Genomic DNA, 21207 nt, shown 5'->3' on the forward strand with positions numbered 1-21207 from the left:
CGGCGAGCTATCCCTCTTGCGCGCTGGGCTCCGACGAGCCCGGCGCGTCGGCGCCCACGGCATAGCGCTCCCGCAGCGCGTCCAGGGTGGGCACGACGCGCGTGCCCCCGAGCACCTCGGCGAGGATGGTGCCCACGTCTTTGCCCTTGAAGAGGCTCACGAGGTTCATGTTGCTCGCGACCTCGCCGAGCATGATCTTGTCGCCGAGGGCCGTCATCGCCTCGACGAGCCCCTGCTGCACCGCCTGCCGCTCGGCCACAGTCGCGGACGACTGCGCGGCGATGAGCCGAAGCTCTTGCTCCCGGCGGGCGACGAGGGTCTCGAGCTCCACGATGGACAGCGCGCGCGTCGCCGCCGCGCGGGTGTTCGCGTCCTCGAGCTGGAGCCTCAGCGCCGCCGCCTTCGCCTCCGAGTCGCGCGCGAGCTCGGCCTTCTGCGCCGCGTCGAGCCGCGCGTCCGAGAGGGTCTGCCGCTCGCGCGCCACGATCTCGAGCTCTTTCACCTCGGCGAGCGCGCGCTCGTGCTCCAGCGTGCGCGTCAGCCCCTGGAGGCGGGCCGCGCGGCGCCGCGCCTCCTCCGCGAGGGTCTGGCCGTCGGCGTCGATCTCGGCGCGCAGCTTCGCCGAGACGAGCGACTCCTGGGCCTGACGATCGCCAATCTGGAGCGTGACCGACTGGGTCTGCACGCGCTCCATGAGCTCGGCCACCTCGCGCGCCTCGATGCTCGCCGTGAGCACCTCGACCTCGGTGACCACCGTGCCGTTCTCGGCGAACGCCCGACCCGGGCGCCCGCCCTCTTTCCGCTCGCCGAGCACGGTGTCGCGCACGAGCGTGTGGATCTGCGGCCAGATGGCCGACAGCGACATCGATCGGCAGCGACCGCGGATGATCGAGCGCAGGTGGTCGACCATGACCTGGATGTAGTTCTCGTGGTTGAACCACCGCTCCTTCCCCCCAGGGCCGCTCTCGCCGTCGCTCACGAAGGTGACCGAGTAGGAGACGTGGACGGCGATCCGCACGAAGTCGGAGGTCTCCACGGTGACGACGTCGGAGACGCGGTTGCCCACCGTCCGCAGAAAGCAGGTGCGCAGCGGGCTCGCGTCGGTCTTGGGGGTGCCCGTGGAGAGCGACATGCCGCAGAGCGACTCCTCGTAGCCGAGGAGCGTGACGCAGGGCCCCTCCACCACGCGACGCGACTGCGCCATCGTGATCATCACCGCCGTGTTGTTGGGCACCACGATCGAGATCGCCCACGGCGTGGTGATGGGCTGGGCGGTCGCCTTGTGCGGCTCGTTCGCGGCGACCCACAGGTTCCAGTCGCTCGGCGGGACAGTGCGTGTAATCTGCACCTCTTTCCGCGGGTCGACCAGGTACGACTGCTTGCCGCGCACGAGGCGCACCTCTCCGGTGGCGAGGTCGCGCACGTAAATGCCGCTCTTCTGGTCGATCCCGATGGCCTCGATGAACACGCGCTCGTGGTCATTCCCCACGACCGCTTGGCCGGTCTCCGGCGAGAGCACCTCGATCTCGTTGAAGGGGAAGAAGAAGGTGGACACGCCAGAGAGCAAGATCTCGTCGCCCGGGAAATAGTGCTCCTTGACGGTGTCGTGCTCGAACACGAAGCCTCTCGGGAGCTTGCGCAGCAGCTCCTCCTTGCCTATCGAGGAGATGACCCGGAGCCACAGCGCGCGCTGCGGCAAGAGCTCGTACGCGTCGTATACGCGCGCCCGCGAGCCCACCGTCATGAAGGTGTCGTAGGGGCCCGGGAACACGCGCGCGGGCCCGAGCTTGATCTCGCGCTTGCCGTCCGCGTCGACGATGACGCAGTACTCCTTCTCGCCGAGCACGACGGCGCTGCGGATGAGGCGGGTCTGCCGCGCCTCGCGCTCGAGCGCGCGCCGGACCGCCGGGGAGCCGAGGAGATCGACGAGCGGCGAGCCGGCCTGCTGAGGCGCGGGGCTCGGGATGTTGAAGCCGCCGCCCGCCACCGCGCTGGCCTTTCGATGCCGTGAGCGGGCCGACTGGTTTATCACCGCGTTCGGGACCTGCTGGCGCGGCGCGCCGCCCTTGGCCTCCGCCTCGTCGTCGAGGGACGCGCCGAGATCGAGCTCCGCCGCGCCCTCCTCGCGGAGGGCGTCGACCGGGGCGGGCTCGGGCTGGAACTGCTCGGGCAGTCTCAGCAGCTGGCGCGCGGCCGCCGCGGTGATGGCGGCGCCCGAGGCGTCGACCGACGTGTCGGGCACGATGTCGACGCCTGACGGCGGGATGTAGAACTGGGTGTCGAGGCCACGAATGACGATGAGCTGACCGCGGCGCAAGACGACGTGCTCGAGATCACCGTCGTCTCGCTCGGCCACGAGCATCCCCGCCGTGGCGCGCGTGATCCCCGCCGAGCGGGCGGTCACCTCGTAGTAGGGAGCGGCCTTGTCGACCTCGCCATACACCTTCACGACGAGGTATTGGTTCGAGGCGAGCTCGTGCGCGTCGCGCACGTCGGCGCGCTGGCCGGGCCGCAGATAGAAGCTGCACGGCCCGGGGATCATGGAGCGGGTGCCCGTGCGCAGGGGGCGCGGCTCGTTGCGACCGGGCCGGAACTTGCCATTCGGCGCGGCCTCGGTGTCCACCAATGGGTTGAAGAGCATGGCGTACTGGTTGTCGCCGAGCTCGATGATCTTCTGCGGCTTGCCGCTCACGTCCTCGCGGAGGCCCCCGTCGCCGTCGTCGATCACGACCCGGTCGGCCGCGGTGGGCGAGACCATCGTGGGGCCGACGTGCAGGGTCACCTCGCCCTTGTCGTCGTCCTGCACCCACAGAAATTGCCTCTCGGTGACGGGAATCTTCCGGCTCGTGCGCTCCATGGTTCTCTCCTCCACACCGCGAGGCTATCGAGCGCCCCCGGCCCCGTCGAGCGTGGGGCTTCCCCGTCAGCCCGACCAGGGTCTTTGTTACTTTTTCTCTTCGGCGGGTGTCTTCCTGCGTGCTTCGTGCGCTGGCTTACGCGCCTCCTCGCGAGGAGGAAGAAGTGTTGACGGTCGCGGATGACCTGTGCGCGATGGCAGACGGGGACATCCTGCAGGTTGACGGAAGCGCTGCCGCGCGTCGCGGCAACGGTAGTCGAGCGGGATGGCGCTGGGGGGCACGCGATGGGGATGGGGATGGAACGCGCAGGCCGTGTCATGGCACGGTCCTCGGTGCCATCACCGACCGCGCGCGCGGTGAGCGTTGCATGGGGAAACGTCGGTCGCGCCTCAGGCTCGACACCGCGGAGTCGATCGGCTCGCGAGCCTGGCGATCAGTCCATCACCACCGTCATCGACCTCGACGCGGCCGCCACGAGAATCTCTGTGTCTTCGAGTGCAGCAAGGTCGGCCTACCCGGTGCGCCCCCTCCTGCATGAGCCCCGACAACGCCAAGCCTCTGATTTGGCCGAGGTGATGGCTCGTCGGCTCTCCTGCGGGCCCGACGACAGCGCACGGAGTGCGATCCGCGCTGTGCGGAGCAGAATCGCGAGGTTGCTAGAATAGACACGAGGGCGCGACGACGAGGTTTGCGAGGACATTCGTGCTCTACCCCTGAGCTACGACCCCGTAGAGTGGAGTCGGCGGGATTCGAACCCGCGACAGCGACATTGGTAATGTGTAGTCCTCACGGCATTCGCCGCGCTCTCGCGCGTCGCCCGGGCGAGCCCGGGCGACGGAGCCCCCTCTCGGAGTCGAACCGAGCCGCGCCCGCTAGCTAGCTAGCTAGCTGCTAGGGCGGGCGCTTCCAGCCGTGGGAAGGGGCAGTGGACCGCGCGGCGCGCCTGTTCGGCAGGTGGCGCGCGCGGTCCGGTGGGAGGTTTCGTCAGTTCGCGATCGTGACGCGAGCGATGGTGTCGACGAGGTGCGCGCTCTCTCCGCGAGCGAAGAGAGAGATCACCTCGAAGACCGAGTCGGAGAAGCCACCGACGTTGAGCACGTCGGGGCGCTCCTGGACCTGCGTGTGGCCGTACGGCTGGATGTCGAGCAGCACCAGCTTGGCCGCGGGGTTTCGCGCCCGAAAGCGCTCCCACTCCTCGGCCATCACCGTGCCCCGCGTCGCCGAGCCACCCGCGAGCCGGAAGTCGGCCCACGACTGGTTGTCGGACACGTAGAGCACGAGGTCCGCCTTCGCGCGCCGCTCGTTCAGGTGACGGAGGGGCGCCACGCACGCCGTGCCCCCGCTAGGCAGGGACGCGAGGTACTGGGCGTTGGTCATCACCGAGTCGCGCGGGTTGAGGCGACGGGGCATCGCCACGACGTCGTCGCTGAAGGGGAGCACGTCGGCGTTCGGGTTGCGCCGCATGAGCGACGCCGCGACGAGGCCGGCGATGTCCACACAGCGGACCGCGCTCGTCGCGCTGCCGCGCTGTCCCGTGGCCGGGCTCTGCATCGAGCCCGAGACGTCGGGGCAGACGTAGAGCGTGCCCTCAATCGCGGGCACGTTCTCCGTGGCGACCTCGAGCGCGTCCTGGAGCGCGCTCGTGACCGCCTGCGGCATCGCGTCCCCCGCGGCCTTGAAGGCCGCGAGGAGCTGATAGGGGAACGCGCGAGCCTTCCGGACCTGCGCCTCGTCGCGGAGCCTGTCCGCCACGAGCCGCGTGAGCCGCTCGTCCTCGAACACGCCCTTTCGGAGGAGCGTGTTCAAGTTCATGCGCGTCTGCGTCCAGGTCATCGTACGCACGATGCCCTTCCAGTGATCCTTCGTGAGCTCGAGGCCCGTGAGCATCTCGAAGGGGACGTCGGGCAGCGAGGTCGTGCCGGGAGCCCTCTTCCAAGCCTCGAACGCCCGCACGGCGGACGGCAGAGACTCGACGTCGACCTCGCGGCCGATGAGGTACCCGTAGAGGGCCTCGCGCACGGCGTCGGGCGCGCCGTCTGCGCCGCGCGGCGCAGGCCGCACGAGCTTGATGACGTCCGCCATGCTCGGCGCGGAGCCGAGCGACGACCGGAACAGCACCTCCGGCGTGCGCGCGCGGAACCAGGCCTGCGCGGCGCGCTTCGGGGCGGTGCCGAGCGATTTGCGCCCGACCTGCCCAGAGCGCACGATCTGCACGAAGTTGCGGAGCATCTTCGCGTTGTCGATGACGCGCGGGAAGACCCGCTTCATGAGCGCCACGTCGCGCTTCGCGAGGTACGCCACGAGCAACGCCGGGACGTCCTTCATGAAGCCGCGCTCACGGCAGTAGATGGCCGTCTTGGCCACGAACTCCGCCGGCACCTTGTCGGCGAGCGCGAGCACGCTCGCGAGCTGATCGCCCGCGGACGCGTAGAACGTGCCGTGCAGCGTGCCGGTGACGGCGTACTGCGCGAGCGCGTGCTCGGGCGAGAGCGCGTAGGCGAGGCCGCCTGCCTCGTTCTGCGTGCCTGCGGCGGGCGCCTTGCCGGCGAACTTGAATAGAGACTTGAGGGCCATGTCTGCTGCTCCTTTCCGAGCGGTGATGTCGAGTGCGACGCGCGCGGCTCGATCGCGCGCGTGGCCAGTGATGTGTCGCAAAAGCGCGCGCGCGGCCTCTCTGCGAGGAGTCGAACCTCGACGATCGGCTTCGTAGACCGATGCCCGATTCCGTCGGGACAGAGAGATTTTTGAAGGACGCCCAGAGTTGGGTTGGGTTGGGTTGGGTTGGGTTGGGGCGCGCGTTGGCTGCGGAGGAGTGGTTTTTTTCAGTGCGTGACGGTGACGAAGAGTGGAGTCGGCGAGGGTCGAACTCGCATCGTCCGGGTGCAAGCCGGAAGCTCTCCCGTTGAGCTACAACCCCGAGGGTGAATGAGCGTGACGAGGCGCGGGTGCGCGCCGGGGTGACGGACGGGGATCGAACCCGCCTCCGCAGCTTCACGGGCTGCCCTCGTCCCAGACGAGTACCGTCACCGTGTCGAAAGAAGACAGACCGTCGCGCGGCGAGCCACGAGACGAGAGGAAACGAGTACCTCGAGGGCGAAGCGGTCTTTGGGGAGCGCCCCTCCCTCGAGGTACGAGTGGACCGTCGTGGGGTCGCACCACGTGCACGGCGAGACCTCGCCTTCGGCTCGGGCTCGCGATCGACCTTGGTTCGCCCCTTCGGGGCTCACTTCAGGTTCTCTTGCTCTTCAGGCAAGCGCTATCACTGGACTAGCTCACGGTCCGTGAGCGGCGCGCACGCGCCCAGGCGGCAAGTTGCGCGTTTGTTTACGCGCACGTATCTCAAATGAGTTGTCGATTGTGCTCGGAGTGTTTGCGGGCGCCGAGCCTGGGCTGCCCCCGAAACGGGCGGGAGGCGGGCGCCGCCAAAGGCGCGGGGGTTTGGCGAGGCGAGGCGGGCGGTCGGCGGGTCGGGAGGCGGGCCCCCAGGAGGCCGCCTCGGCGGAGAGCGCGGACCGCCGCGGGGACGACGAAGAGGCCGCCTGGGGGATCCCCGGGCGGCCTCGCAGTGTCTCGTGAGACGACTGGATTCCGCCCTAGAAGTGCCCCGCCGCGTTCGCGAATCGCCCCGCGAAGGCCGCGCCGACGGGGAAGCTCGTGCGCCGGAACGAGGAGGCGAAGGCGAGGCCTGCGTGATCGCCGCGCAGCCCGCGCCCGCACGCGGCCACGGTCGTCGGCGACGACTCGAAGGTGCGCGGGAAACGTGAGTACGAGGGGACCATCGGCGTTCTCCATCCGGCGCCGCAGGTGGGCCGGTCTCTCTTGTGTAGCCCCGGGGACGGGGACGGTCAAGAAAGAAAATGCGGCAACGCTAAAAAAACAAATGCGCTACTTCCGGGGATGCGCCTCGACTCAGTGCGAGACGCCGTCGGCGCGGAGGACCTTCAGCGCCGTGAGCCCGAGGATCTTGAGATCGAAGAGCGTGGACCTGTGCCGGCGGTAGTGGTCGTCGAACTCCACCTTCACGGGGATCGGCAGCTCGTCGCGACCGTTGATCTGCGCCCACCCGGTGAGGCCGGGCACCAAGCGATGAATGCCTCGGTCGGTCCGCAGGGCGACGAGGTCGTCTTGGTTGAAGAGAGCCGGTCGCGGGCCGACGAAGCTGATTTCGCCGCGGACGATGTTGTAGAGCTGCGGGAGCTCGTCGAGGCTCGACTTGCGGAGGAAGGCGCCCACCGGCGTGAGGTGGCTGTTGGCGTCCTTCAACAAGTGTGTCGCCACGGCGGGCGTGCCCACGCGCATGGTGCGGAACTTGGGCATTCGAAAGATGGTGTTCTCTCGACCGACCCGGTCGGACCAATACAGCACGGGCCCCTTCGAGGTGAGCTTCACCAGCGCGGCCACTCCGAGCAGCACGGGCGTGAGCGGGGGGGTGATGATCGCGCAGAGCAAGAGATCCAGGGCTCGCTTCATGGGATACCTCGAGACGACTCAGCCAAACCCTCTTCGATGGAGAACGGGGGCGCCCAGCCGGTGATCCGGCGGAGATCTTCATCGTCGAGCGACAGGTTCTCGATGAGGCGCGACGCGGCGTCGCCCTTGCCCGCGAGCCGCGCGACCGCGCGGAGGAGCCTCTTCGGCATCGGCACCACGCGCGGGCGGCGCCCGTCGGAGCGGGCGATGCGGCGCACGAGCTCGGGCGTGGAGAGATCTTCACCGTCGCGCACGACGAACGTCTGGCCGCGCGCCGCCTCGCACTCGAGGCAGGTCGCGATGGCGTCGGCGAAGTTCCCCACGAAGAGCAGGCTCCGTTGGTTCTTGATGCTCCCCACGGGAATGGGGAGCCCCGAGCGCACGAGGCGCCACAGCAGACGGAGGTTGCCCTTCACGCCGGGGCCGTACATGAGCGGCGGTCGCAGCACGACCGCGCCGAGGCCGGGGATCGCGCGGAGGCGCTCTTCCGCGTGCAGCTTGGACCGGCCATAGGGGTCTTCGGGTCGGCACACCGTGCTCGGACGAAACGCCGTGCCCGGCTGCGTGCGCTCACCCATCGCCTTCACGGAGCTCACGTACACGAAGGAGCGCACACCGGCCGCTAGGGCGGCGAGGCCCACCAGCTCCGTGACCTCGGCGTTGTCGCGCTCGTAGTCGTCCGCATGCTCCTCGCCGCCCTCGTTCATGCGGTGCGCGCGGCCCGCGAGGTGGACCACGGCGGTGGCGTCGCCGAGCGCGTCCTGCAGATCGGCGGTGGCGAGGTCGCCCGTGACAAGCACTTCGACTCCTGGAGGGAACGGGGGCGCCGACGCGGGGAGCGGCTTCCACACGCCCGCGCGAACCTTCCACCCGCGCGCGACGAGCGTAGGCACGAGCCGCGCGCCGACGAACCCCTCAGCGCCAGTGACGAGCGCGGTCCGCACCGTGCTCATGCGCGTTCACCTGGGGACTTCTCGGACCGGTAGGAGTGGCACATTCCCAAGGAAGATCGCACGTGTCGCCGCCACGCGAAAGCGGAACGAGCCGGAACGAGCCGGAACGAGCCGGAACGAGCCTCACCCGCTGACGGCGACGAGGAGCGGGCCGCTCGCGCGGTCCTTCGACTCGTCCACCAGGGCGACGCCACGCGGCTCGCTCTTGCGGGGCACGCCCGCGAGCTTCGCCTCCGGCACGAGCTCGGCGAGGATGGTGCGGACCTTGAGCGCGTCCGGCTCGTGCGCTGCCGCCTCGAGGCTGTCGAGGCCGCGGGTGAGGAGCTCGCGGCCCACGGGACGGAAGCGGCCGACCTGGATCTTCGGGTGAGGCGTCTTGGCGAACGACTCAGCGTTGTGGAGCAGCTCCTCGAAGAGCTTCTCGCCGGGGCGAAGCCCGCTGAACTCGATCTGGATGTCGACGTCCGGGGTGAGACCCGAGAGCTCGATGAGGTCGCGCGCGAGGTTCACGATCTTCACGGGCTCGCCCATGTCGAGGATGAAGATCTCGCCCGTACCGCCGAGCGCGCCCGCCTGCAGCACGAGCTGCGTGGCCTCGGGGATCGTCATGAAGTAGCGCGTGACGTCGGGGTGGGTGACCACCACCGGTCCGCCCTTGGCGATCTGCTCGCGGAAGATGGGGACGACCGATCCGGCGCTGCCGAGCACGTTGCCGAAGCGCACGGCCGCGAATCGGGTCTGGCTGCCCTGCGCGCGGAGCTGGGTCACCATCTCGGCGATGCGCTTCGTGGCGCCCATGACGTTGGTGGGGTTCACGGCCTTGTCGGTCGAGATGAGGACGAACGCCTCGGCCTTGTGCTCGTGCGCCGCGCGGGCGATCTGGATGGTGCCGAACACGTTGTTCTTCACCGCCTCGCACGGATTGCCCTCCATCATGGGGACGTGTTTGTGGGCCGCGGCGTGGAGCACGATGTTCGGCTGGTAGTGCTTGAACACCCACTCGACGCGCCCCTGATCGGTGATGTCACCCATCAGCGCCTTGATCTTCTCGGCCGGGTGCAGCGCGCGGAGCTCTCGCTCGATGTGGAACAGCGCGTTCTCGTCGTGATCGAACAGGAGCACCACGGCGGGGTTGAAGCGCAGCGCCTGCCGCGCGAGCTCGGTCCCGATGCTCCCACCGGCGCCCGTGATGAGGACCGTCTTGCCTTCGAGGAAAGCCTCCACCTGACCGACGTCGAGCTTCACGGCCTCGCGCTGGAGGAGGTCTTCGATGGCGACCTCGCGCACGTTGCGGAAGCCCATGTCCTCGATGCGGTCGGAGACCGACGGGAGGGTCTTGGTGGGCACGTTCAGCTCGCGACAGTACCCCACGATCTCGCGCATCCGCTTCGAGTCGCTGCCCATCGCCAGCACGACGAGCTTCACGTCATACATGCCCACGTAACGGCGGAGGGCCTCGCGGTCGGCGGGCCCGAGCACGCGCACGCTGCGGATGAGCGCGCCGGCCTTCCGCGGGTCGTCGTCGAGGAAGCCGACGATGCTCCACTTGGCCTCGCGCATGCGCTGCACGTCACGGAGGAGGCTCTCGCCCGCGTCGCCGGCGCCGATGATGAGGGTGCGCGTGCCGTCGATCTTGGGGCCGCTCACGCGCTCACGGAGCAGACGAAAGAGGAAGCGGAACCCGCCAATGAGCGCGAGCGACGTCAGCCACTCGCCCACGTAAATGGAGCGCGGCATGCGGGTCGATTGGACCATCAGCCCTATCACCGCGAAGCCCGCCGTGCCGACCGTGGTCGCCGAGACGAGGCTGCGCAGCTCGGGGATGCCCGCGTACTGCCACAGGCCGTGAAACTGCCTCATCGAGTAGAAGACCACGATGCGCGTGACGATGAGCACGGCGAGCGCCGTCGGCACGCGCTGAGCGATCTCGGGCTCGATGCCCCCTCCGTCGAACCGGATCGCGAGCGCGAGCACGAAGCCCGCGGCCCACAGGCTCGTGTGGAGCGCGATGATTCCGATGCGTCGGAGCCACGGTCGGATCCAGAGGGTCTCGAGGAGGTTCATGGGGGTTCCGGACGGTGAGGGGTGCCTTGTGTGGTGCCAAGCCCGGGCGCTGCGTTCATCTCCGAAGAGCGCTGGTCACGGTCGCGGCAGGCCTCCCGCGGAGCCTCGGTATACTTGCCGCGCCCGAGGAAGCAAGGCCGAACACCTACCACGAGGGAGATGTAGGTGAGCGTATGTCCAGTCCCCGGAGGCGACGGGCTGGGCCTCAGTCGGGGATCTCGACCTCGGAGGGCTTCATCGTGCGGAAGCTCGCGTCCACCAGGTCGATCACCTCGTCGAACCACGCGTCGAACTGCGGGCCGCCCGGCCTCGACGAGTCGACGTAGAACGAGCCCTGGATGCACTCCGGGCGACCGTCCTGCGAGCGGCACCTCCCGTCGACGTACACGACGATGAACTTCGGCAGGCGGTTGGCCGACGAGCGCGTGCCATCGTTCATGAAGTTGTTGGTCACGAGCGCGACCGCCTCGAGATCGCGGGGATCTTGGCCGTACCCGTGGAGCACGTAGACGACCGGGTAGCGCACGTCGCGCGCCTTGTTGTCGGCGTGGGCGTAGCCGGGCGGCAGGGTGACGGCGATGGGGCCGGTGCGCTTCGTCTTCGGGCCTGTGAAGAAGTGCTCGCAGCGGCCTTGTTGGAGGCACTCGGCGCTGAAGGGCCCCGCGGCCTCCGGCGAGGGCTTGTCGATCGTGACCTCGCTCCGGGTTCGATCGGCGTCGGGCCAGCGCTGCGCGACATAGTAGAAGCCGAAGAGGAGCCGGTTCAAGAGCTGCGCGGCCGTGCCGACGTGCTGCCCGTCGCCGAGGAGGATCTGCGCCTTTGTGGCGTCGACCGCGCCGTACCGCACGTTGGGCATGTCGACGATGTCGGCCCAGCGGAGCTCCGAAGGCGCGAAGTCGATCGGGCGGGCGGGGTCCTGGCCCGGCAGGTACTCGTACCCGTTGTAGAAGGCGACCGACTTGAGCTGTCGGCCTTGGCCGTCCTTGCGTGAGCCCACGGCGCCCGCGAGGTGGTTGCCGACCGACGCGAAGTTGAAGAGGTCGCGCACGCCGCCGTCGGTGATGATGTCGAGGCGCTTCAGCGCGGGATCGGTGAGCTCGCCACCGGGGATCTCGGAGGTCCACCGGGCCACGATCGAGTGCGCGTCGAAGCGCCGCACGTTTTTGTGCCCAGACGCCTCGGAGTAGACGCCGTCACCCTCGCCGGGGTCGCCCGCGACGTGCCGATCTTTGGTGTTCGGCACTCCGTCGAGGCCGTCGTCGCGGAACTTCTCGCCCTTGTCGTAGTGGTGATTGAGCTCGGCACCGCCCGGCGACAGCATGTAGTCGTAGTCGTCTTGGTTCGGGTCGGGGTTCTGGACCGGATCGTAGCCAGGCTCGTCCTTGTCGCAGAGTCCGTCCGCGCCGCAGTCGTCCCACGGCTCGTGGCCCGAGCGAATGACGGGCTCATCCTTATCGCGCAGGCCGTTGCCGTTCAGGTCGACGGCGACGGCGAAATTAACCGGCTCCGTGTGCTGGGATGGCACATCCATGAAGGTGTTCTTGTACGGGCTTACCCCCTCTTGGCCGCCGTCGCAGAAGGTGATCACCGGCTTCGTGCCGTCGGGGTTGTACTCGTCGTCGAAGTAGTTCGCGGGGGCCTTCCACTGATTCTTTGGATCGCACCGGAACTTGGCGCATGCCTGCGCGATCGTTCGCTGCAGGGCGTTGTCCTTGTCGCCCTTCACGGGCGAGACGGAGAACGAGCAGTCGAGGCCCGCCGGGGCCCCGGCGACCCCCGACAGATCGCCCTTGATCCAGGGGTCGTTCTTGGTGGGGCCGGCGACCATGTGAGAGAGCGCCGGATCCCTATTTTCGCTGGCGAGGTTCCCGAACGCGAGGGCGAGATCACCGAAGATCTGGGCATACTCGTGGCGAGGGAACGAGCCCCCATTGCCATTGCCCTCTTCGTACCAAAAGTGGTTGTAGTCCATCGAGTGCGCGAAGGGCTCGTGGAACGGGTAGCGCCCGGGCTCGTACTTCGTGCAGTTGGGGTTCGACGTGGGGCAGAAGCCACCGAGGGCGTACGCGTCGATGAACCAGGTGAGCCAGGTGTAGTCGGCGAGGCCGCCCAGCGGCGCCACGGCGTCGAACTTGTCGTGGTGGCGGAGGCCGAAGCTCGCGGAGCCGCCGGCGCCCATCGAGAAGCCGAGGACCGCCCGGTGGGTGAGGCGGCGCTTCACCTTCCCCTCGCCCGCGCCCTTCCGCGCGACCACCTGGTAGGTGCCGAGCCACGGCGCAGAGAACCGAAGCACGTAGCCGGCGCCCTCGGCCTCGACGCGGGGATTCGCGACGGGGACGGCCCGCGGCGTCTTGGCGCGGGGCCCCTGGTAGAGCACCTCGACGTGGCGCATGCGGGCTTGGCTGGGCAGCGCGGCCGGGTTGATGGGGAGGGCGAAGTCGACCTCGCGGCGGAGCACGTTGGACGAGGTGACGGGCGCGGTGCCTTCGAACGACACGGCGGGACCGAGGGCGCCGTACGTCGAGCCGGCGGTGAGGTCCGGCGTCTTGGCGCAAGCCACGGTCGCGCCGAACGAAGGCAGGGCAAACTCGTCGGTGCGCGCGAAGGCCGTGGCGGGCGACGAGAGGGCCGCGCTCGCGAGCGCGCCGGCGCCGGTCACCTTGGGGCTCGCGCCGCTGAGGGTGCCCTGGCCCGCGCCTTCGCCCGGGGCGCAAGTGGGCGGCGTGCCGTCGCGTACGTCGATCGGGAGCTCGGCGGTGGCGGTCTCCACCTGGCCCGCGCTCGACGGGCTGGGTCGCTCGACGACCGCGGTGAGCGCGGTCGCGCCGGCCGAGACGGCCTGGAGATCGAAGGTCGCCGAGGGCTTACGGAGGTCGATGATCGCCGTCTCGGGGGCGCGCACGCCCTCGGTCTTGACCTTGAACGTGACCTTCACCGGCGAGCACAGGTCAGGGTCGACCGTGAGCGTGACCGGCCGGCTCGCGCCGGGAGCGACGATGACGCGCGCCGGGTCGAAGCGCAGCTTGAGGGGCGCGGAGTTGTCTGGCTCGCAGATCTCGCCCTTCGCGAGCGGCGTGGGGCCGGCCGGCGGCGGCGCGGTGGGCCCGGGTGGCTCGGAGCTGGTGCAGGCCGCGAGGGCCACGAGCAAGCCGAGCGAGGCGCGGGACGAAAGCGAAGAGAGAGGCCTGTACTTCACCGGGGAACCATACCCCGCCCCCTGGGCACCGCCACCCAGGAATCCGTGCCGTGCGCAGCCGGGCGTGTGCGCAGGTAGTGAAAAAACTTACGTATTCTCGTGAGGCGAGGTGGCGGGCCGCGCGGCGAAGGCGGAGATCACTGAACGACGCTGCACGCCAGGGGGTAGCGGAGGTTGCCCCACACGGCCCCGACCGGGAGGCCGCCGCGCTTCGCGACCGCGGGCCCCTTGCGCACGACGAACGCGCCGTCGCCGACGACGTTGCCCGCCGCCGCTTCGACGCAGGCGCGGCCCGGCGAGATGCGCACGCGACCGAGGGCGTTCGAGAGCGTGGCGAGCCGGCCGCCGCCGAGCCGGATCCTCAGCCCCGCCGAGAGCGGCACCTCGAGCACGTAGCCGGGCTCGTCCCCGACGCACGCGCCGAGCGCGACGTCCGCGTACTCGGGGTCTCCAAGCAGCGTCGGGCCCCCCACGGCGCCGGTCTCGAGATCGACGGCGACGACCCACCGCTCCGGGCTCCCTCGCGACGCGGCGCCGGAGGCTTCGAGCACATAGCCCACGGCGCGCCCGTCGGTGCGGCGGGCGAGGCGGCCGACACGGCGCGCGCCGGTCCCCGCGCGGGGGACGCGCGCGAGCCGGCGCGCGACGCCGCCGTCGATCACCAGCAGGTCGCTGCCGGCGTCCGGGTCGACCGCCGTGCCGGAGCGCGCGACGGCGATCACCCAGCGCCCCTCGACGCGCACGACGGACTCGAGCTCGGGGACATCGGCGCCGTCGGCGGACCGCACCTCGATCGGGCCTCGCCCAGACTCGAGCTCCCAGAGGCGGAGCCCCACACCGCCTAAGCGCGACGCGAGCAGCGCGTGTCGACCGTCGTCGCTCACGGCGACCTTCCATTGCGTGGAGTAGTGGGTGTACGCGTGGCTGAAGCTCGGGGTGGGCGCGCGCATCGCCTCGAGCAGCGACGCAGGCAGGGGCGTGGGCGCGGTCGAGTGGACGTCCGCGTAGCCATCGAAGGGGCTCAGCCAGCGCACCAGCAGACGCGTGGTGGCGTCGGGCTCTCGCGTGGGCGTCTGGGGGCCCCACACGTAGACGTGCGCGAGGGCGCGCGAGCGCGGCAGCTGGCTCAGGCTCTCGAACACCGCGGTGTTCAGCGCGGCGTGCTCGCCCTCGCGGACCTTCGGGGGCGCGGTCGCGAAGAACGGCGTGAGCTCCCGGACCGCCGCGGTGGAGCCGCCGTACGACGAGGAGAGCAGCCCGTGGAGGGGCTGCGGGCGGACCATCGGCCCCGAGTGCGCGGGCGGCACGCGCGGCTTGGGCGCGCCCGAGGCCGCGGGGAGGCTCGGGCTGGGCGCGAGGGCGTCGCACTCGAGGCTGAGCGGCGAGGTCGCGCGCGCAGGGACCTCCTCGACATGCGGTGACTTCGACTCACCGGTCGCATTCGACCCCACGCCCCAGCCGACGCGGAGCCACCCGGCCGCCGCGGCGCCGATCGGCCCCACCGCGCGGCTCGCGACCTTCGCCAGCGGAACGAGCGGCTCCGGCACCTCCTCGGAGCGCCAGGTCATGCCGCCGTCGCTGGTCTCGTAGAGCCGGCGGGCGTTCGTGTAGCCGAGGCCGTAGCGGCCGGAGACCGTGGGAAAGCCGGCCTCGCGCACGTGCTGGCCAACCTTCACCGCGCCGTCGACGCCGATCTCCAGGCCCACCACCGATCCGCCCGCGTCGACCCACGCGCCGAGCACGCCCGGGCGCCGCTCTTCGACCGGATCGAGCCACACACCGAAGCGGAGGGCGCGCGCCACGTTCGCGTCGAGGCGAGGGAACGAGAGCGCGACGGTCTTCGCTTCGCCGCGGGCGTCGAGGAGGGTGAGCCGCGCGGTGCCGAGCTCGCCGCCCGACGCGACCGACGCGACGGGCGGCGAGAGGATCGCCACGCTGCGGTTCGCCAGGACGGCCACGCGCTCGGAGCCGACGTCACCGCGCACGCGCACCTCGCGGAAGCGGTCGCCGTGGTCGAGGATGCAATAGGTCTGTTGTTTTGGCGGGTCGACCACGTCGACCCCGCAGGCGCCCCGCACGGCGAGCGCGCCGTTGCCGGAGGAGAGCACGACGCGGGGCGAGTCGAAGCGGCGGAGGAGCACGAGCCGGCCGGCGAGCGGATCGTACGCGTACAGGTCGGTGCGACCCCGAGGCTCGCCGCACACGAAGCCAAACGCGCCCTTCGCCGCTGGGCGGGTGAGCGAGACGCCGCGGCACCGAGCGGGCGAGAGCGGGAAGGCATCGGGCACGGCCTCGACCAGCGCCCCGTCCGAGAGGCGCACCCGACCGAGCGCGCCGTCGCGAGCGACGAGGGCCACCCCGTCCGTGAGGGGCCAGCCGTCCTCGATGGCGGCGAGCAGCGGCCGGGGGCCGAACACACGGACCTCGGGGCGGGCGGACGGGCGGCCCCCCCCGGAGTCGCTGCGCGCGGAACCTCGACGGAGCGCCGCGCCGCTCGGCGCGTCCGGCGCGACGCGCACGAGCTCGTCGTGCTCGCGCAGCTCGGCCGCGACCGCGCGGCCTCGCTCGACACCGGTGACCACGAGCTTGCCGAGGGGGGTGAGCGTGACGTCTCGCACCTGAAAGCCCGCCTCGACCCGGCGCCAGGTCGCGCCCGCATCGCCCGTGGCCACGAGGCCCGAGAGATCGCTCAGCGCGGCGGCCCGCCAGCCGTCGGTCGCCCCGTACGCAAACAGCTCGGGCCCGGGCGGATACGGCCCGAGGTCGCGCGTCGCGCCGGTCGCGGCGTCGATGGCCACATGCCCGCGCGCGGTGCGGAGGTATACGCGGTCGAGCCCGGCGAACACCCGCTGGATGGGCGCGCGCGCGGCGTAGACGGGCCGCGCCTCCGACAACCACGAGTCGGCGCGGAGCACGGTCGTGCCCACGACGAAGAGGTGGCCGCCGCCAAGCCGCGCCGGGATCGCCAAGGAAGACGCGGGCACGGCGCTGAGTCGGTCTTCGGAGACGCGCACGGCGCCGTCACTGGCCACGAGCACGCGGTAGCCCGCGACGACGCCGCGGAGCGCGCCGTCGGGCGCGGCGTCGGAGAGGGCCCCGGGATCGATGTGCTCGGGGACGAGGCGCGGGTTGCCCACCGTGGGGTCCTCGAAGGCGCCCACGCCGGCGTGCCGAACGCGGGCGGCCGCTTCGCCGACGGGCGCCCCGACGGCGACGGCGGGGGCCGGGCGTTGGCAGCCCGCGCCCGAGGCGAGGGCGAGGAGCAGAAGCGCCGAGAGGCCCCGCGAGGCGACGCGCCGGAGCGCTCGCGCCTCGCGCGTTCGCAGGGTCGGGCGAGGGGCGGCGAGCACCATCGGGTTCCACCGTACCACCCGAGGACCACTTTTTCCGGTTCGGCGCTAAAAGCGGCTACGGTGCCGTCGTTCATGGCGACACCTCGCCGTGGGCTCGGGCTCGCCATCGACCTTCCAGGTTCGGCATGTTTCTCACCAAGGAGTCGACCATGTCGCATGTTGTCGCCGTCGTAGGAGCCACGGGGGCCGTCGGCCGAGAGATGCTCGCGACGCTCGAGCGGCGGAGCTTCCCCGTGTCACGCCTCGTGGCGCTCGCGAGCCCGCGCAGCGCGGGGCTCCGTCTCCCCTTTCGGGGCGGCGAAGTGGTGACCGAGGCCCTCGGGCCGAGCTCGTTCGAGGGCGTGCGCTTCGCGCTCTTCAGCGCGGGCGCGAGCGTTTCACGCGAGTACGCGCCGATCGCCGCGCGGGCCGGGGCGATCGTCATCGACAACTCGAGCGCGTGGCGGATGGACCCCGACGTGCCGCTCGTGGTGCCCGAGGTGAACATGCAGGCGGCCGCGCGCCGCCCCAAGGGGATCATCGCCAACCCGAACTGCTCGACCATCCAAATGGTGGTCGCGCTGAAGCCCCTCCACGACGCGGCCGGGCTGAAGCACATCGTGGTGTCGACCTACCAGGCGACCAGCGGGAAGGGGCAGGCCGCCGTGGTCGATCTGCTCCAGCAGTCGCGGGACGTGCTGGCAGGCGCGCCCGCCGCGCCCACGGTCTTCCCGGGACAGATCGCCTTCAACCTGCTCTGCGACTGGAAGGCCGGCGAGGGCGGCTACAGCGAAGAGGAGCTCAAGATGGTGAACGAGACCCGCAAGATCATGGAGGACGACACGATCGGGGTCTCGCCCACCACCGTGCGGGTCCCGGTCGTGAACGGACACTCCGAGTCGATCTACGCGACCTTCCACCGGCCCCTGCGGGCCGCGGAGGCGCGCGACCTGCTCCGCGGAGCGCCAGGCGTCGTGCTCCACGAGGAGGACTACGCGCCCGGCAACCACCCTACCCCCGCCGCGGCCGCCGGCACCGACCCCGTGTACGTAGGCCGTGTGCGCGACGACCTGGCGACGCCGGGCGCGCTGCAGCTCTGGGTGGTGAGCGACAACCTGCGCAAGGGCGCGGCGCTGAACGCCGTCCAGATCGCCGAGCGCCTCGCCTGAGCGCGACGGGATTCACGTGCATACTGCACGCCTATCCCGCCGCGTCCCGCCGCGTCGTCAGAACGAGTAGGAGAGCCCCGCGCCCAGGGTGGGGCCGCCACGGTTGAACGTGCGCGCCTGGTACCCGCCCCGCCCGACGAGCCCGAACCCTTTGCCTAGATCGACGCGCGCCTCGCCCAGTAGTCGGACGCCCGCGCTCTCGGCGTGAGGCATGCCGGTCACTTCCACGATCGGCGACACCATCAAGCGGCGATTCGCGACGAGGTCGAGGCGAGTGTATCCCCTCACGCCGAACACCTGGATGCCCTCGGCCCCGAACACGATCTTGGTCCCGTAAGGGTCCCCAACGAGGACGGCGCCCCCGCCGCCCACCGAGAATCCCACCTCAGTCACGCTGGTGAGGAGCTCCGCTTCGACGTGCAGCCAGTCGGTCGCCCGCAGGCGGACGCGCGGCGCGCCGTAGTTGAGTCCAACTTGGTATTTGGAGGGGTCGGTCTCCCCCTCCACCACGGACTCGCCACGAACGGCGCCGGCGCGGATACCGAACTCCGAGACGACCCCGAGGAGCCGGTAGGTGTACGCCCCCTCGAAGCGGTAGAAGTGGTCCGGAGTGTCGAACGTGCGCACCGGGGCGCCGCGGGTCCGCAGGGTGGTCGTCTGGTCGCCGAAGCTCGCGTACTCCGCTGACGTCTCGACGACCGAGCGGCGCCCGCCGAGGCGCGCGAGGGTGGCCGCCGACGCGCGGTCGTCCACGTCGTCGAGCACTGTAACGGGGTGCGGGAGCGCGCGGGTCGCGAACGCCGGTAGACGCTCGCCCGCCGTGGTCTCGAGCTCGATCGCATACGTGAGCGAGCCCCGCACGGCCGCGGCGGGGATCACCGCTGCGTACGAGCTCGAGCCCCTCGCGAGCTCGACCTCCCCGTGGGTGCCTCCGCCCCGGTAGACGAGCACGGCGCGCTTGACCAGGTCGGGGCGCTCGAGCGTCGCCTCGATCGTGATGTCGCGTGCCTCGCTGGCGGTGAGGCACGGCGAGTGGTGCACCGCGGGGCGAGCGGCGCTGGCAGCGGCGGCGGGCGGCTCGGCGCTGGGGCCAGCGGCGCTCGTCGACGGCGCGCCCGCGACGGGCGCGGACTCGGGCTCGGCGTTCGCCACGGCGGGAGAGGAGAGCGCGAGGGCGCAGGCGAGGCCAGTCACACCGCGCTTCAACTGCTTTTCGTTTACCATTGGTAGCTCGCGGCGAGTCCGGCGCCAGGGCCGGCGTGGTTGATTGTTCTGCCTTGGTACGAGAAACGCGCCGAAACCGTGAGATCGCGCACGAACTGATACCCAACTTGCCCAATCACGCGAGCGCCCACGTCACTCGAGCTCGACGGCTGAGTGGTGACCTCGGTGCGCAGGAGGATGGGCACGCGTGGGATGGTTCGCCACTCGAGCTGCACGATCCCTCGCTGACCGACGGTGCCGAGAATTTCGCCGCCGAGCGACAGGTTCGTGTGGAGATCGTGGCCTATCCGGAGGAAGCCCTGCGCGCCGCCGGTGACGCCGCCGTCGCGGAGCCCGATGACGGGGCGGAGCACGAAGGCGAGGTTTGGCGCCGGCGCGAGCTCCGTCTCGACGTATCCGTAGGTGAGGCCCACGCTGGTGGGTTCGAGGCCGAGCTCGTCGAGGTCGCGCAGGCTCCCGCCCTTGCCGCGGAGCACGCCGAAGCCGGAGCGCACGGCGCGGATGCCGACGTCTTGGAGGCGCCACCCGACCGAGCCCTCCGTCTGGAACACGTAGTCGTTCGCCTTCTTCACGTTGAACGACGCGATCTCGCTCTGCAGCGTGACCTGGGCGAGCTGCCCTGGCTCACGCACGCGGGTGGGGAGCGTCTCCACCTCGGCCCCACGCGGCGACTCGGCCGAGCCCACGAGCGCGACGGCGACGCCGGTGGGGAGCACCCCCTCGACGAAGTACTCGAGGCCCGGCTCGGCGAGCGCGTCGCCCGGGAGCGCCGCCGACCAGTACCGCGCGCCCACGGAGCCCATGGGGATAGAGCGGTATGTGGGCGTCCCCTTGCGGCGCGCGTGGAGCACGGCGCCCACGAAGCGAGCGTCGATCTCCAGGGTGTAGCGCTGGGCGACCCCCACACGTGCACGTCGGAGGCCCCCCTCGGCCACGGCGTAGACCGGCGCGGGGGGCTCTTGGGCGGCCATCAGGGCCCGCGCCTCCTCGACGAGCACCCGTGCATAGGGGCTCGCTCCATTCGCCGCGGCGAACTTGCCGTAGGCGATCGCGCGCTCGCCAGGGGCGCGCCCTTCGAGGCTCTTCAGCAGGGCCGTGACGGCCTCCGCGTCCGGGTCGCTGGGGCGCGCTTCGACGGCGGGGGCCGCGGGCGACGCGGGGTCGGTCGGCGCGGGCGCGGCGCTCGCGGCGGGCGCGGAGGGCGCGACCACCGGGGCCTGCGCGAGGTGCGCGCCGGGTACGAGCACCTCGTCGCCGGTGGCGGGCGCCCGGGTGGCGGTGCCCTCCAGCGTGGCCAGCGACAGCGTGCCCCGCACCTGCACGAGCCGCAGCGCGCCGATACGGAAGCGCTCGTTCAGCGGCTTCCCGGACACAGGGTGCTTGAGCCGGAGCGGGCGCCAGAGCTCGACGATGTCGCCATCGCGCGCGCCCTTCCGCGCGCCGAAGTCGATCACGAGCTCGCCCGCGTCGATGGCGACGATCGTACCGGCGGGCTCGACGGGCGCGGGCGCGGCAGCAGCGTGCGCGGCAGCGGCAGGCGCGGCGGCACCCCGGGGCGGGGGGTGCCCCGGCTGGGCGACAGCGCGCCCGGCGCTCGTGAGCGACGTCGCGACGAGCGCGGCGAGCGCGGTCACGATCGGCGCGGAGAGCCGGGGGTGTGGTGGGCAGCGGACCATATTACTCCTTGAATGGTTGAACCACTCGAGCAATAAGCAGGTGGCATGCCAACCCCCCAAATGGCCGACGCGCGCGCTTTCCGCGCCGCGACGCGCACCTCCCGGTCCACGGCGTGGACGGATGTGGACGGGCGGTCACACACGGACCGAGCCCGCGGGCTCGCGGCGCCGCGGGTCCCGGCTGGACCGCGGTTCAGCACCCCTCCGCGGCGGCCGCGCGAGCGCTCGCCGATCCCGCGCTCTGCTCGCTCCGGCGCGACTTCGC

At 71.1% G+C, this 21207-nt stretch carries 11 protein-coding genes and 2 tRNA genes; 1 reads left to right on the top strand and 12 read right to left on the bottom strand.

Going from position 1 to position 21207, the window contains the following annotated elements; translation table 11 throughout:
* Nucleotides 1–7 precede the first annotated feature (7 nt).
* The 10 genes from IPQ09_09000 to IPQ09_09045 form a co-directional block, all read right to left on the bottom strand.
* The gene (locus IPQ09_09000) at nucleotides 8–2872 is read right to left on the bottom strand and encodes a hypothetical protein (GenBank protein MBL0194338.1); all 2865 of its coding nucleotides are present in this window, start codon (nucleotides 2870–2872) and stop codon (nucleotides 8–10) included.
* 970 nt (nucleotides 2873–3842) lie between these two features.
* Nucleotides 3843–5432 (bottom strand): TROVE domain-containing protein, encoded by a 1590-nt coding sequence (locus IPQ09_09005; protein ID MBL0194339.1) that lies wholly within the window; start codon nucleotides 5430–5432, stop codon nucleotides 3843–3845.
* Nucleotides 5433–5704: 272 nt separating this feature from the next.
* Nucleotides 5705–5775, bottom strand: a tRNA-Ala gene (locus IPQ09_09010).
* Nucleotides 5776–5814: 39 nt separating this feature from the next.
* Nucleotides 5815–5885, bottom strand: a tRNA-His gene (locus IPQ09_09015).
* A gap of 566 nt (nucleotides 5886–6451) precedes the next feature.
* Nucleotides 6452–6637 (bottom strand): hypothetical protein, encoded by a 186-nt coding sequence (locus IPQ09_09020; GenBank protein ID MBL0194340.1) that lies wholly within the window; start codon nucleotides 6635–6637, stop codon nucleotides 6452–6454.
* A 130-nt stretch (nucleotides 6638–6767) separates the two neighbouring features.
* Entirely contained in the window at nucleotides 6768–7328 is a 561-nt protein-coding gene (locus IPQ09_09025; protein MBL0194341.1) for a sugar transferase, read from the bottom strand.
* Nucleotides 7325–8281 (bottom strand): NAD-dependent epimerase/dehydratase family protein, encoded by a 957-nt coding sequence (locus IPQ09_09030; GenBank protein MBL0194342.1) that lies wholly within the window; start codon nucleotides 8279–8281, stop codon nucleotides 7325–7327. The genes IPQ09_09025 and IPQ09_09030 overlap by 4 nt, the downstream gene beginning before the upstream one ends.
* Before the next feature lie 123 nt (nucleotides 8282–8404).
* Nucleotides 8405–10294 carry a polysaccharide biosynthesis protein gene (locus IPQ09_09035; GenBank protein MBL0194343.1) on the bottom strand — a complete coding sequence of 630 codons (1890 nt, stop codon included), beginning with the start codon at nucleotides 10292–10294 and terminating at the stop codon, nucleotides 8405–8407.
* A gap of 256 nt (nucleotides 10295–10550) precedes the next feature.
* Nucleotides 10551–13541 carry a hypothetical protein gene (locus IPQ09_09040; GenBank protein MBL0194344.1) on the bottom strand — a complete coding sequence of 997 codons (2991 nt, stop codon included), beginning with the start codon at nucleotides 13539–13541 and terminating at the stop codon, nucleotides 10551–10553.
* 137 nt (nucleotides 13542–13678) lie between these two features.
* Nucleotides 13679–16894: a hypothetical protein gene (locus IPQ09_09045; protein ID MBL0194345.1), complete on the bottom strand. Its 3216-nt coding sequence runs from the start codon at nucleotides 16892–16894 to the stop codon at nucleotides 13679–13681.
* Between the two features lie 149 nt (nucleotides 16895–17043).
* On the opposite strand from IPQ09_09045, the gene IPQ09_09050 reads away from it, so the two are divergent.
* Nucleotides 17044–18042, top strand: a complete 999-nt coding sequence (locus IPQ09_09050; protein ID MBL0194346.1) for an aspartate-semialdehyde dehydrogenase — start codon at nucleotides 17044–17046, stop codon at nucleotides 18040–18042.
* 57 nt (nucleotides 18043–18099) lie between these two features.
* Here the strand turns inward: IPQ09_09050 and IPQ09_09055 are convergent, their stop codons facing one another.
* Both IPQ09_09055 and IPQ09_09060 read right to left on the bottom strand, forming a co-directional pair.
* Nucleotides 18100–19236 (bottom strand): hypothetical protein, encoded by a 1137-nt coding sequence (locus IPQ09_09055; GenBank protein MBL0194347.1) that lies wholly within the window; start codon nucleotides 19234–19236, stop codon nucleotides 18100–18102.
* A gap of 23 nt (nucleotides 19237–19259) precedes the next feature.
* On the bottom strand, nucleotides 19260–20942 hold the full coding sequence (locus IPQ09_09060; GenBank protein MBL0194348.1) for a hypothetical protein: 1683 nt from the start codon (nucleotides 20940–20942) through the stop codon (nucleotides 19260–19262).
* Between the last annotated feature and the right edge of the window lie 265 nt (nucleotides 20943–21207).

The sequence above is a fragment of the Myxococcales bacterium genome (assembly GCA_016720545.1).
Classification (GTDB): Bacteria; Myxococcota_A; Polyangia; order Polyangiales; family Polyangiaceae; genus JAAFHV01.

Bases quoted from the DNA above. Each gene is read 5' to 3' on its own strand.
- IPQ09_09005 (MBL0194339.1), bottom strand. From the start codon at position 5,432: ATGGCCCTCAAGTCTCTATTCAAGTTCGCCGGCAAGGCGCCCGCCGCA.
- IPQ09_09020 (MBL0194340.1), bottom strand. From the start codon at position 6,637: ATGGTCCCCTCGTACTCACGTTTCCCGCGCACCTTCGAGTCGTCGCCG.
- IPQ09_09025 (MBL0194341.1), bottom strand. From the start codon at position 7,328: ATGAAGCGAGCCCTGGATCTCTTGCTCTGCGCGATCATCACCCCCCCG.
- IPQ09_09030 (MBL0194342.1), bottom strand. From the start codon at position 8,281: ATGAGCACGGTGCGGACCGCGCTCGTCACTGGCGCTGAGGGGTTCGTC.
- IPQ09_09045 (MBL0194345.1), bottom strand. From the start codon at position 16,894: ATGGTGCTCGCCGCCCCTCGCCCGACCCTGCGAACGCGCGAGGCGCGA.
- IPQ09_09050 (MBL0194346.1), top strand. From the start codon at position 17,044: ATGTCGCATGTTGTCGCCGTCGTAGGAGCCACGGGGGCCGTCGGCCGA.
- IPQ09_09060 (MBL0194348.1), bottom strand. From the start codon at position 20,942: ATGGTCCGCTGCCCACCACACCCCCGGCTCTCCGCGCCGATCGTGACC.